Source organism: Pseudomonas sp. EU05-FHT14B02 (genome assembly GCF_058791055.1).
In genome coordinates, this window is the sequence record NZ_JBYTDD010000001.1 from 280,838 (window position 1) to 294,139 (window position 13,302).

At 60.7% G+C, this 13,302-nt stretch carries 10 protein-coding genes; 3 read left to right on the forward strand and 7 right to left on the reverse strand.

What is annotated here, in order from left to right; genetic code table 11:
• Positions 1-5: 5 nt before the first annotated feature.
• The 7 genes from AC3WTM_RS01295 to mreB all read right to left on the reverse strand — a co-directional run bounded on the left by AC3WTM_RS01295 (position 6) and on the right by mreB (position 9,740).
• Entirely contained in the window at positions 6-860 is an 855-nt protein-coding gene (locus AC3WTM_RS01295; RefSeq protein WP_102669079.1) for a carbon-nitrogen hydrolase family protein, read from the reverse strand.
• 69 nt (positions 861-929) lie between these two features.
• A complete protein-coding gene (locus tag AC3WTM_RS01300) occupies positions 930-4,733 on the reverse strand; it encodes a YhdP family protein (RefSeq protein WP_102669078.1) in 3,804 nt (1,267 codons plus the stop codon).
• Positions 4,734-4,808: 75 nt separating this feature from the next.
• Positions 4,809-6,266 carry a ribonuclease G gene (rng, locus tag AC3WTM_RS01305; RefSeq protein WP_102669077.1) on the reverse strand — a complete coding sequence of 486 codons (1,458 nt, stop codon included), beginning with the start codon at positions 6,264-6,266 and terminating at the stop codon, positions 4,809-4,811.
• 45 nt (positions 6,267-6,311) lie between these two features.
• Positions 6,312-6,920, reverse strand: coding sequence for a Maf family protein (locus tag AC3WTM_RS01310; RefSeq protein WP_102669076.1), 609 nt, complete (start codon positions 6,918-6,920; stop codon positions 6,312-6,314).
• A 32-nt stretch (positions 6,921-6,952) separates the two neighbouring features.
• Positions 6,953-7,444, reverse strand: coding sequence for a rod shape-determining protein MreD (gene mreD, locus AC3WTM_RS01315; protein ID WP_007970244.1), 492 nt, complete (start codon positions 7,442-7,444; stop codon positions 6,953-6,955).
• Entirely contained in the window at positions 7,444-8,511 is a 1,068-nt protein-coding gene (mreC, locus tag AC3WTM_RS01320; RefSeq protein ID WP_371918573.1) for a rod shape-determining protein MreC, read from the reverse strand. The genes mreD and mreC overlap by 1 nt, the downstream gene beginning before the upstream one ends.
• Before the next feature lie 191 nt (positions 8,512-8,702).
• Positions 8,703-9,740 carry a rod shape-determining protein MreB gene (gene mreB / locus AC3WTM_RS01325; protein WP_002555108.1) on the reverse strand — a complete coding sequence of 346 codons (1,038 nt, stop codon included), beginning with the start codon at positions 9,738-9,740 and terminating at the stop codon, positions 8,703-8,705.
• A gap of 211 nt (positions 9,741-9,951) precedes the next feature.
• On the opposite strand from mreB, the gene gatC reads away from it, so the two are divergent.
• Genes gatC through gatB form a run of 3 tightly spaced genes read left to right on the forward strand, consistent with a single transcriptional unit; the run spans position 9,952 to position 13,164 of the window.
• Positions 9,952-10,239: an Asp-tRNA(Asn)/Glu-tRNA(Gln) amidotransferase subunit GatC gene (gatC, locus tag AC3WTM_RS01330; protein ID WP_007976465.1), complete on the forward strand. Its 288-nt coding sequence runs from the start codon at positions 9,952-9,954 to the stop codon at positions 10,237-10,239.
• A gap of 17 nt (positions 10,240-10,256) precedes the next feature.
• On the forward strand, positions 10,257-11,708 hold the full coding sequence (gene gatA, locus AC3WTM_RS01335; RefSeq protein ID WP_057398872.1) for an Asp-tRNA(Asn)/Glu-tRNA(Gln) amidotransferase subunit GatA: 1,452 nt from the start codon (positions 10,257-10,259) through the stop codon (positions 11,706-11,708).
• Between the two features lie 10 nt (positions 11,709-11,718).
• The gene (gene gatB / locus AC3WTM_RS01340; RefSeq protein WP_102669074.1) at positions 11,719-13,164 is read left to right on the forward strand and encodes an Asp-tRNA(Asn)/Glu-tRNA(Gln) amidotransferase subunit GatB; all 1,446 of its coding nucleotides are present in this window, start codon (positions 11,719-11,721) and stop codon (positions 13,162-13,164) included.
• Positions 13,165-13,302 lie beyond the last annotated feature (138 nt).

Below are 13,302 nucleotides of genomic sequence, written 5' to 3' on the forward strand. Positions count from 1 at the left end.
ACGCCTTAAATTCGTCGTTCTGATGCAGGTCGCTGGGCGCCCTGCGAGAAAAAGCGCCGGTGACTGGACACCGGCATCCGCGCCCGGATGGACGCCTGTTCGCTGCTGTCGCGTTCGGCCAGCAGCACGGCCTCGCCTTGATCCTGATGTGCCAGCACACGTCCCCACGGGTCGATGATGGCAGCATGACCGAAAGTTTCCCGCGGCCCCGGATGCGCCCCCCCCTGGGCAGCCGCGAGCACATAACATTGTGTCTCGATGGCCCGTGCGCGAATCAGCACATCCCAATGCGCCGCGCCGGTCACCGCCGTGAAGGCCGAAGGGGCGGTAATCAGTTCCGCGCCGGCCGCGCGTAATTCGCTGTACAGCTCCGGGAAGCGCAAGTCGTAACAGACCGTCAGGCCAACCCGCCCAACCGGTGTGTCCGCCACCACGATCCTACTGCCATAAGCATAGTCATCGGATTCACGATAACGGCCGCGATTGTCGGCCACGTCGACATCGAACAGGTGCAGCTTGTCGTAGCGCGCCACCGTTTCACCCTGGTCATCGACCAGCAACGAACAGGCATGTACTTTGGCCGCCGGATGATCCACCGGCGGCAACGGCAACGTGCCGGCCACAATCCATAAATTGAGGTCGCGTGCGGTCTGTTTCAACCAGGGCAGGATCGGACCTTCGCCCAGTGCTTCGGCGCGCCCGATGTCGGCAATGTCGCGCCGGCCCATGGCGGCGAAGTTTTCCGGCAATACCGCGAGCTTCGCACCACCGGCGGCCGCTTGCTCGAGCAGCCGACGGGCCTGGGCCAGATTGGCCAGCACATCGCTCTGGCTGACCATTTGAATCACCGCTACAGACATGGCGCACTCCCGGAATCGTATGCGGCCATGCTACTCCATAGGCTTGCCGAGCGCCTTTTCAAAAGGATCTCAAAAAGCCTTGTCGAAGGTAATTTTCGGTTCTTTCCAAGGCCCTTTGACGGTGTACTTCACACTGGCGAAACGGGCGACCCGGTCTCCGATCAGCTTGTCGATCAGGAACAGCGCCCCGCCGACCGCGGGTGCACCGACGATCAATGCGGCAATCGGCAGGTTATTGGTCACCGGCAAGGTCACCATCAGTTTCGCATCGATCTGATCGGCCACCATGTTCAGGGTGCCGTCGAGTTCAATGGTGCTCGACGGGCCCGTCAGCTGGATCGGCTTACGGGTGACATACACACCATTGGTCCCGACCAGCAGCCCCTTGACCTGGTCATAACTCAGGCCTTTGCCAAACAGATCGGAGAAGTCCAGGCGCAGGCGCCGGCCGATGGAGTTGAAGTTGAGCAAGCCAAATACCCGCAGCGCCTGGGCACTGCCCTCAACCTCGACGAACTGCCCCTGATTGAGGGTCGCATCAAGCGTGCCGGAGAAACTCTTGGTCGCCACCCAGGCAGGTGAGCCGGGCCAGCGGCCATCGACATCCATATAGAAGTCCTTACTGGTGACGCTCGGCGCAAACCCCCAGCCCTTGAGCACATCGGCGAGGTTCTTGCCGCTGATACGACCCTTGTACCAGCTGTTGCTGGCGCCAGGCACGCCTTCCCAACCACCGCTGCCCACCAACAGCATGCCCTTGAGGCCCAGGTCCAGGGAGTTGAACTCCATGCCCTTGGGCGTCGGACGAATTTTCAGCGACCAGCCCCCCACCAGATCCTGCCCCTGGAATAGCTGATTGATGGTGATGTCCATCGCTGGGATTTTTGTCGGGTCCACCGACGCCAGCGGATCCGGCGAATTTTCATCGGCCAGCACGGTCGGGTCCGGTGCGGGCAGGCGCACAGTTCGCAGATTGATCGTTATCGGCGTGGCTTTCGCATCGGGAAGGCTGGCGCTGCCATTGATCTGCTGGCTGTCCAGTTGTAGCGCCCAGGCAGAAGGCTTGCGCGCCAGCTGGATCGAGGCCTGATCGAGGGTGGTGCCGATACCGCTGAGTTTGCCCACCTTGAAATTCGCGCCGCTGAGCAGTTGCCTGGCGCTGCCGCCGGGGTCTTGTCCGGCGTATCTGTCCACCAGATCCTTCCACGGGCCAACGTCCAGCTCCGACAGCACGCCCCGTACCCGCAAGCCTTTGGTGCCAGGCAAGACGGACTCGCCGCCACCGAGGAACAACTCCCCGCGACCGTCGGCGAAACTACTGGCCGGGGCCGCGAACGTGAAACTCGCCAAGTCCCCGTAACTGACCCAATAACGCCGCTCGTCGCCCTGCAAGGTCATGCGGAACGTGGTGTCGCGCCCGGCCTCGGAGGTTATGCCGAACGGTGCAGGCAAATCGACGGCCACGCCCTTGAGGCTGGAATTGACCACCAACTGGCTGTCGGCGCCGTCCAGGGTCAGTTGCAGTTGATACGGGATCACACCACTCACCGGTAGAGGCTGGGTGACCTTCAGCCAGTCAGTCAGTTTCTTGACCTCGACCTGCCCTGACGCAGCCACCCGGGTACTGTGCTTACCAGGGCTGCCATCGGCAAATATCTGTGCGGTGACCGGTTTGTCGAACGCCCGGGCACTGATGTTCTGCCCTGTCAGGCCTTTGCCGCTGTCAAAACGGAAATCACCTTTGAGTTGGGTCAGTTCCAGCGCAGGTTCAGCCAGCTTCAAGCGCGCCTTGGCGGTCTTGAAATCGACGAGGATCTTCGGCTCCTCGCCTTTTGCCAGGGGAATATCGAGCTTCAATTTGCCTTGCAGGTCACCCTCGCCTTCCCAGCCGGCAAAGGTTGCTGCGGTGCCGATCGGTGCCTCCTGAAGGATTTTCAAGCCATCGCCCAAACCGCCGGCAAATCCGCCATCGAGGAACAAATGAACGCTCTGTCCGGCCGGCACATGGGGAATGTCGACGTAGATATCGTTGACCTGGGTGCCGAGCAATTGGCCCGTGCTGGCCAGAATCCGCACGCCGCTGTCTTCGACAAACACATCGCCGCTGACCTTGCTGACATGGGGCCAGCCCGGCTGGAACGCCAGCTCGGCATCGTGAACCTTGAAGTACAGGCTGATGCTGCGATCGACGTCCGCGGCACCGCGGCTGAGCGACCCTTGATACTGGAAGAAGCCTTGATCCACCGCGCCCTTGAGAATCGCCGTGCGCAGCCATTCGTCCAGTGCCGGGCTGAGGACCGTCGGCAAGTACTTGGCGGTGTAGCGACCGTCACCGTCCACCAGGCCGACCCGCAGGTCCATGTAGTCTTCCCGGGTGTGATCGAAATACAGGCGAATCAGGAAGTCGCCGGCGATTTTGCCTTCCTCGCCCAGCACTTTCAGATACGGCGCGATCAGGGTGAAACCTTCTTTATCAAGTTTCCAGGTCAGCCGCGCATTGGCCTGAATGTACTGCCATGGCTTGGCGAAAATCGGGTCCAGGTGCAGCATGAAATCCTTGCTGTCCATGCGCAGTTCGCCGTGCCCCAGGTCACCGCTGATGCTGCCGCTGACATTTCGCGCCGCCGGCGCACCGTGATAGGCGTCGAAGCCCACCTGGTCGAGGTTGGCGGCAAACCCGAACTTGCTGTCGTCAGTGGCATTGGGGCGGAAGTCGACCAGCACGTTACGCAGGCTACCCGTGACCTTGAGTCGCTCGACGACCGTGGCAAAACCCTCTGGTAACGGCGCCAGGGCGTTGAACAGCGGGGTCAGCGGCGTGAGATCAACCCGGTCGGCTTGCAGGTGCCAGAGTTCTTCGGTTTTATCAGTGGCGGCGCTTTGCGTGAGCTGCAGATGCGTTTCCCAGCGAGTCGAGCCGAAGTTCATCGCAAGGGAGTCCAGAGTCACTGACACACCTTTGGCAGTACGCTGGAAGTAACCATTGAGCGCCAGGTTATTGATCTGGATCGGCTTGCGCTCGGCGTAGGCGCCCTTGAGTTGTGGCGCGTTCAAGCGCACCGCAGCGCTTTGCAAGGTGCCTTTGCCCCAAGTCGCCCACAGCTCGCCGCCGGCCTTGATCTCGGAAAAATTCCACTGTTGGGTCAGACGTTCAGGCAACCACTTCGACCAGTCGCTTTGCGGCAGGCTCAGGTAGACCTCGGCTTCTCCATCCTTCCATTGGCTGGCTCGAATACGGGTACGCAGGCTCATGGCCACCGGTTGCCCGTCCGGCAGGGTCAGCCGTGCGTCGAGCCGCTGCCGTGACGCCCCGGTATTCAGATTCAGGCCGACATAAGTCAGGGTCAGCGGCGATTCGCCAAACGGCTGCAGGGTCACCTGGCTGTCGAGCACCGACAGTTGCTGGATCATCTGCATCTGATTGAGCAGTTGCTCCGGATCGGCGGGCTGGTCCTGGCGCATCGGCAAACCTTCCAGAGCCCACTGACCGCCCTCTCCTTGCCTGAGGTTGATCTTGAGGCCGCTGAACTCCAGATGAGCGATGCGTACCTGACGAGCCAACAGGCTGGCCCAAAGGTCCGGCACCGCGCGCACCTGATCCAGGTGCAAGGCATTGGCACCGTCGCCGACCGTCACGTCGCGGGCCATCAATATAGGGGCGAATCCACTCCAGTTGCCTTCGAGCTCGCCGATCTGCAACGGTATGCCCAAGGCATCGCTGGCTTTGGTTTCGATGTCGGCACGGTACTCGGCGACTAACGGCGTCAGCTCCCGGCCAAGGCTGACGTAGAGCGCCATCAACACCAAAACCAACGCGCACAGGCCCAGACCCCAGCGGGTCAGTGCGGCCAATATGCGTGTCAGACGATCCATGTCAGGTGGCTCCCATGGCAAAAGTTTTGCAAAAAGCTGAGGCCAGCCATTCTCGAACAATCAAAACAAAACGCTTCAGAGCAGCACCACGTCGTATTGTTCCTGGGAATACATGGTTTCGACCTGAAAGCGGATGGTGCGCCCGATAAACCCTTCCAGCTCGGCAACGTTGCCCGACTCTTCGTCGAGCAGGCGATCCACCACTTTCTGGTTTGCCAATACACGATAGCCTTCCGCCTGATAGGCGCGAGCCTCGCGCAGGATTTCACGGAAGATTTCGTAGCAAACGGTTTCCGGGGTCTTGAGCTTGCCCCGTCCCTGACAGGCATTGCACGGCTCGCACAACACCTGTTCAAGGCTTTCGCGGGTGCGCTTGCGGGTCATCTGCACCAGGCCCAGCTCTGTGATACCGATGATGTTGGTCTTGGCGTGATCGCGTTCCAGTTGCTTTTCGAGCGTGCGCAACACCTGGCGCTGGTGCTCTTCATCTTCCATGTCGATGAAGTCGATGATGATGATTCCGCCCAGGTTACGCAGGCGCAATTGACGGGCGATGGCCGTCGCGGCTTCGAGGTTGGTCTTGAAGATGGTCTCTTCGAGATTGCGATGGCCGACGAACGCCCCGGTATTGACGTCGATGGTGCTCATGGCTTCCGCCGGATCGACCACCAGATAACCGCCGGACTTGAGCGGGACCTTGCGTTCGAGTGCCTTCTGGATTTCGTCTTCGACGCCATACAGGTCGAAAATCGGTCGCTCACCCGGATAATGCTCGAGGCGGTCAGCAATCTCGGGCATCAGTTCGGCGACGAACTGCGTGGTTTTCTGAAAGGTTTCCCGGGAGTCGATGCGGATCTTCTCGATTTTCGGGCTCACCAGGTCACGCAGGGTGCGTAGCGCCAGACCAAGGTCTTCGTAGATTACGCTAGGCGCACTGATGGTTTTGATCTGGACGTTGATCTGATCCCAGAGACGGCGCAGATAACGGATGTCCATGAGGATTTCATCCGCGCCGGCACCTTCGGCCGCCGTGCGCAGGATGAAACCGCCAGCTTCCTTGATGCCTTCCTTGGCCACGCAATCAGTGACCACCTGTTTGAGGCGTTCGCGCTCGGCTTCGTCTTCGATCTTCAGGGAAATGCCGACATGGGCCGTGCGCGGCATGTACACCAGGTAACGCGAAGGGATCGACAACTGAGTGGTCAGGCGAGCGCCTTTGGAACCGATCGGATCCTTGGTCACCTGCACCACCAGGCTCTGGCCCTCGTGCACCAGTGCACTGATGCTCTCGACCGCCGGGCCTTCGCGCAGGGAAATTTCCGACGCATGAATGAACGCGGCCCGGTCCAGGCCGATATCGACGAATGCCGCCTGCATTCCAGGCAATACCCGCACAACTTTGCCCTTATAGATGTTGCCGACGATCCCGCGCTTTTGCGTACGCTCGACGTGGACCTCTTGCAGGACACCGTTTTCGACCACCGCCACGCGCGACTCCATCGGCGTGATGTTGATCAGAATCTCTTCACTCATGGCAGGGTCTCGTTCAGGCATGTTCACGATAATGGCCGCATCTGTTCAGAACGTTGCTTGGTGTGCGTTCCGGGGTTGCCAACAGGGTATGCCGAAATGGCCGAGCAGTTCCGCGGTTTCGCAAAGCGGTAGTCCAACCACCGCTGAATAACTTCCATCGAGCCCGGCGACAAACACCGCACCCAGTCCTTGAATGCCATAACCGCCCGCCTTGTCCCGTGGTTCGCCGCTGGCCCAGTAGGCTGCGGCTTCCTCACGACTGATATCTCGAAAACGCACCCGGCTGGTGACAACCCGGGATTCGCAACGTGCGCCATCGAGCACGGCAATCGCGGTCAGGACTTCATGTTCACACCCTGACAGCATCGTCAGCATGGCGCACGCATCCGCTTGATCAACCGGTTTGCCGAGAATTTTCCCATCGAGCACCACGGCGGTATCGGCACCGAGCACACAAAATGGTTCATCAGACACGACGACGACGCGCCCGGCCTCGGCCTTGCCGCGTGCCAGGCGCTCGACGTAGGCCGATGGGGATTCTTGAGCTAAAGGGGTTTCATCGATGTCCGCATTGACGGCGCGGAACGCAACGCCGATCTGCGTGAGCAATTCACGTCGACGCGGCGAACCAGAGGCGAGGTACAACCGTTTCATCAAGACCTCTCCCTGTCCAATGCCTGAACGAATTAATTGATTTTGTAGCGTCGACGCAGTCCGCGCAAACCGAAACTGATCCAGGGCCAGAGCAGCGCACTGACCAGTGCCGGCAGCACCAGCGCCAACGTCGGCTGACGATTGCCGGTCAATGCACTGAGCCATAGCTGTACTAGCTGGGCGAGTCCGAAGATCACCAGGATCACCAGGCTCTGCTGCCACATCGGGAACATCCGCAGGCGTTGCTGCAGCGCCAGCACCAGATAGGTGATGAGCGTCAGGATCAAGGCATTCTGACCCAGCAAGGTACCGTAGAGCACATCTTCAGCCAGCCCCAGGCAAAACGCCGTCACCATCCCGACGGTCTGCGGCAGGTTCAACGCCCAGAATGCCAGCAACAAGGCCAGCCATAGCGGGCGCAGGATTTCCATGAATTGCGGCAGAGGCGAAACGCTCAACAGCAGACCGACGGCGAACGTCAGCCAGACTATCCAGCCGTTTCGGGATGCTTTCACACCGCCCATTATTCTCTCCCCACTGGAGTGGCCGGCGCGGACACTGGCGGTTTGGCGGCAGGCTTCGCGGCAGCGGGTTGCGCCGCCGGCGGTTTAGCCGCCGCAGGATGCGAGGCCGCAGGCTTGGCTGGCGCGGTGGCTGCAGGCGCCGCCGTCGCAGGAATCGCCGGTGCGGCGGCCGGTGCAGCGGGGACCCCGGGGCTGACCGGTTTCGGAACCGTCGACGGAATGATCGGCCCACCGCCCTGCGCATCCAGACTTTCCTGGGCCTGGGCGGCAGCGTTGACGCGCTCTTCGGCAGTCCGGTTGTCGCTGAACACCAGCAACAGGTAACGGCTACGGTTCAAGGCGGCGGTCGGAACGGCGCGGACAATGGCAAACGGTTGGCCGGAATCGTGAATCACTTCCTTGACCGTCGCCACCGGATAACCCGCCGGGAAACGCTGACCGAGGCCGGAGCTGACCAGCAGGTCGCCCTCCTTGATGTCGGCGGTATCGGCCACATGCCGCAACTCGAGACGTTCCGGGTTGCCGGTGCCGCTGGCAATCGCCCGCAAACCGTTACGGTTCACCTGCACCGGAATGCTGTGGGTGGTATCGGTCAGCAGCAAGACGCGGGAGGTGTAGGGCATCAACTCGACCACCTGCCCCATCAGGCCACGGGCATCGAGTACCGGCTGACCGAGAACCACGCCATCGCGCTCACCTTTATTGATGATGATGCGATGGGTGAAGGGGTTGGGGTCCATGCCGATCAACTCGGCCACTTCGACCTTCTCGTTGACCAGGGCCGAAGAGTTGAGCAACTCGCGCAGCCGAACGTTCTGCTCGGTCAGGGCAGCAAGCTTCTGCATGCGCCCCTGCAACAGCAGGTTCTCGGTCTTGAGCTTTTCGTTTTCGGCGACGAGTTCGGTCCGGCTGCCAAACTGACTGGCAACGCCTTCCCACAGCCGCCCTGGCAAGTCGGTGATCCAGTAGGCGTCCATCAGCACCAGCGACATCTGGCTGCGTGCAGGCTTGAGCAGACTGAAACGGGCATCGACCACCATCAGCGCGACCGATAGCACGACCAGCACCAACAGGCGCACGCCAAGTGAAGGGCCCTTGGTGAAAAGCGGTTTAATAAGCCGCTCCTCCCAGGCAAATGTTCTGTTTATTCATACGGCAGCAATCCGGCCTGGATGCAGACTGACAGAAGATAAACGCGAACAGGCAGCACTGCAAAGTGCCGCCTGCGCGCTCAACAGCATAGAGGCAATCCGGCGACTTATTCGCTGGAAAGCAGGTCCATGGTGTGTTTATCCATCATTTCCAATGCACGGCCACCGCCGCGAGCAACACAGGTCAGCGGGTCTTCGGCAACGATCACCGGCAAACCGGTTTCCTGGGCCAGCAATTTGTCCAGGTCACGCAGCAAGGCGCCGCCACCGGTCAGTACCAGGCCACGTTCGGCGATATCGGAAGCCAGCTCCGGAGGCGATTGCTCCAGGGCGCTTTTCACGGCCTGAACGATGGTTGCCAGGGACTCTTGCAGAGCTTCCAGCACTTCATTGGAGTTCAGGGTGAATGCGCGTGGAACGCCTTCGGCCAGGTTACGGCCACGAACGTCGACTTCGCGAACTTCGCCGCCAGGATACGCGGTGCCGATTTCCTGCTTGATGCGCTCGGCGGTGGACTCACCGATCAGGCTGCCGTAGTTGCGACGCACGTAGGTGATGATCGCTTCGTCGAAGCGGTCGCCGCCCACGCGTACGGATTCGGCGTAAACCACACCGTTCAGGGAGATCAGCGCGATTTCAGTGGTACCGCCACCGATATCCACGACCATCGAACCGCGAGCTTCTTCAACCGGCAGGCCGGCACCGATCGCAGCAGCCATTGGCTCTTCGATCAGGAACACTTCACGGGCACCGGCGCCAAGGGCCGATTCACGGATGGCACGACGCTCAACCTGGGTGGATTTGCATGGAACGCAGATCAACACGCGTGGGCTAGGCTGCAGGAAGCTGTTTTCGTGAACCTTGTTGATGAAGTACTGCAGCATTTTTTCGCACACGCTGAAGTCGGCGATCACGCCGTCTTTCATCGGACGAATGGCAGCAATGTTGCCCGGCGTACGACCCAGCATGCGCTTGGCTTCGGTGCCGACAGCAACGACACTTTTCTGGTTACCGTGTGTCCGAATGGCCACAACGGAGGGCTCATTCAGGACGATACCGCGCTCGCGCACGTAAATAAGGGTGTTGGCAGTGCCCAGGTCAATGGAAAGATCGCTGGAAAACATGCCACGCAGTTTCTTGAACATGGGAAAGGGACCCTAGGCAACGCGTGGGTAAAAAAGTGCGGCAAACTCTAACAACGACAGGGATTTTGGGCAAGGCGCCAATATGTTAAATTGGCCGCTTTTCTGTGCACCAAGCCCCACAATCGCGGCCTTATGACCGTAGAAGTGCGGTAGTGTTCCGACAATCTAACACACGGACGCCGTCCGTTTTGTTTTCCACTGGAGAATCCCAATGGCGCTTGAACGCTCCGACGTGGAAAAAATCGCTCATCTGGCCTGCCTTGGCCTCAATGATGCCGATCTTCCACACATCACTTCGGCCCTTAACAGCATTCTCGGGCTTGTCGACGAAATGCAGGCGGTCAATACCGATGGTATCGAACCGCTGGCCCACCCACTGGAAGCCAGCCAGCGCCTGCGCGCAGACGTCGTGACCGAGACCAATAACCGCGAGGCCTACCAGTCCATCGCACCAGCGGTCGAAAACGGCCTGTACCTGGTTCCGAAAGTCATCGACTAATAGGGAAAGAGCCTGCAATGCATCAATTGACTCTGGCCGAGATCGCCCGCGGACTCGCCGATAAAAAGTTTTCCTCCGAAGAGCTGACCAAGGTCTTGCTGGCGCGCATCGCCCAGCTCGATCCGCAGCTCAACAGTTTCATCAGCCTCACCGAAGACCTGGCGCTGACGCAGGCGAAAGCCGCTGACGCCCGTCGGGCCAATGGTGAGAGCGGCGCCCTGCTCGGCGCGCCGATCGCCCACAAGGACCTGTTCTGCACCCAGGGCATTCGCACCAGCTGCGGCTCGAAGATGCTCGACAACTTCAAGGCCCCGTACGACGCCACCGTCGTCGCCAAGCTGGCCGCTGCCGGCGCCGTGACCCTGGGCAAGACCAACATGGACGAATTCGCCATGGGTTCGGCCAACGAGTCGAGCTACTACGGCGCGGTGAAAAACCCGTGGAACCTGGAGCACGTTCCGGGTGGTTCGTCCGGCGGCTCCGCCGCGGCGGTTGCCGCTCGTCTGTTGCCGGCAGCCACCGGCACCGACACTGGCGGTTCTATCCGCCAGCCTGCGGCCCTGACCAACCTCACCGGCCTGAAACCGACCTACGGTCGTGTTTCGCGCTGGGGCATGATTGCCTACGCGTCCAGCCTCGATCAGGGCGGCCCGTTGGCGCGCACTGCTGAAGACTGCGCAATTTTGTTGCAAGGTATGGCTGGCTTTGATCCGAATGACTCCACCAGCATCGACGAACCCGTGCCGGACTACAGCGCCAGCCTCAACGGCTCGCTGCAAGGCCTGCGTATCGGCGTGCCGAAAGAGTACTTCAGCGCCGGTCTCGACCCGCGCATTGCCGACCTGGTCATGGCCAGCGTCGAAGAGCTGAAAAAGCTCGGCGCCGTGGTCAAGGAAATCAGCCTGCCGAACATGCAGCACGCGATTCCTGCGTACTACGTGATCGCCCCGGCGGAAGCCTCTTCCAACCTGTCGCGCTTTGATGGCGTACGTTTCGGCTACCGTTGCGCAGACCCGAAAAACCTGGAAGACCTGTACAAGCGCTCCCGCGGCGAAGGTTTCGGGACAGAAGTGCAGCGCCGGATCATGGTCGGTGCCTACGCCCTGTCCGCCGGTTACTACGACGCCTACTACCTGAAGGCGCAGAAGATTCGTCGCTTGATCAAGAACGACTTCATGGCGGCCTTCAATGAGGTCGACATCATCCTCGGCCCAACCACGCCGAACCCGGCCTGGAAGCTTGGCGCCAAGAACAGCGACCCGGTCGCTGCGTACCTGGAAGACGTCTACACCATCACCGCCAACCTCGCAGGCCTGCCCGGCCTCTCGATGCCGGCCGGTTTTGTCGACGGCCTGCCGGTCGGCGTGCAATTGCTCGCTCCGTATTTCCAGGAAGGTCGCCTGTTGAACGTTGCCCACCAGTATCAGTTGAACACTGACTGGCACACCCGCACCCCAACCGGCTTCTGAGGAGACACACATGCAATGGGAAGTCGTGATCGGGCTGGAGATTCATACCCAGCTCACCACCCGGTCGAAAATCTTTTCCGGTAGTTCCACCACCTTCGGTTCCGAGCCGAACACCCAGGCCAGCCTGGTAGACCTGGGGATGCCGGGCGTATTGCCGGTATTGAACCAGGAAGCGGTACGCATGGCGGTCATGTTCGGTCTGGCAATTGACGCCGAGATCGGCCAGCACAACGTGTTCGCCCGTAAAAACTACTTCTACCCGGATTTGCCCAAGGGCTACCAGATCAGCCAGATGGAGCTGCCGATCGTCGGCAAGGGCCACCTGGACATCGCCCTCGAGGACGGCACGGTCAAACGTGTCGGCATCACCCGCGCGCACCTGGAAGAAGACGCCGGCAAGAGCCTGCACGAAGAATTCAGCGGCGCCACCGGCATCGACCTGAACCGTGCCGGCACACCGCTGCTGGAAATCGTCTCCGAGCCGGACATGCGCAGTGCCAAGGAAGCCGTGGCTTATGTCAAGGCGATCCACGCACTGGTGCGTTACCTAGGGATTTGCGACGGCAACATGGCCGAAGGTTCGCTGCGCTGCGACTGCAACGTATCGATCCGCCCGAAAGGCCAGGCCGAGTTCGGCACCCGCTGCGAGATCAAGAACGTCAACTCGTTCCGCTTCATCGAGAAGGCGATCAACAGCGAAATCCAGCGTCAGATCGAATTGATCGAAGACGGCGGCAAGGTGATCCAGCAGACCCGCCTGTACGATCCGAACAAGGACGAGACCCGTCCAATGCGCAGCAAAGAGGAAGCCAACGACTACCGTTACTTCCCCGATCCGGACCTGTTGCCGGTGGTCATCGAAAACTCGTTCCTCGACGAAGTGCGCGCCACCCTGCCGGAATTGCCACCGCAAAAGCGCGAGCGCTTCCAGGAGCAGTTCGGTCTGTCGGTCTACGACGCCAGCGTACTGGCCACCAGCCGCGAGCAAGCCGATTACTTCGAGAAAGTCGCGAGCATCGGCGGCGACGCCAAACTGGCGGCGAACTGGGTGATGGTCGAGTTGGGCAGCCTGCTCAACAAGCAAGGCCTGGACATCGAAGAGTCGCCGGTTTCCGCCGAGCTTCTGGGCGGCATGCTGCTGCGCATCAAGGACAACACTATCTCCGGCAAGATCGCCAAAGTGGTGTTTGAAGCGATGGCCAACGGCGAAGGCAGCGCAGACGAGATCATCGACAAGCGCGGCCTCAAGCAAGTGACCGACACCGGCGCCATCTCGGCGGTGCTGGACGAGATGCTCGCGGCCAACGCCGAGCAGGTTGAGCAATACCGCGCGGCAGACGAAGCCAAGCGCGGCAAGATGTTCGGCTTCTTCGTCGGTCAAGCCATGAAAGCCTCCAAAGGCAAGGCCAACCCGCAACAGGTCAACGAACTGCTCAAAAGCAAGCTCGAAGGCTGATGAGAATGGAGCCAGCTCTAAAATCTGGCTCCATTCCCTGTGGGAGCGACGGTGCGACGATTCGACTTGCTCGCGATAGCGGTCCGGCACTCAATACAAAGTTGATTGTCAGAATGCCAATCGCGACCAAGTCGGACC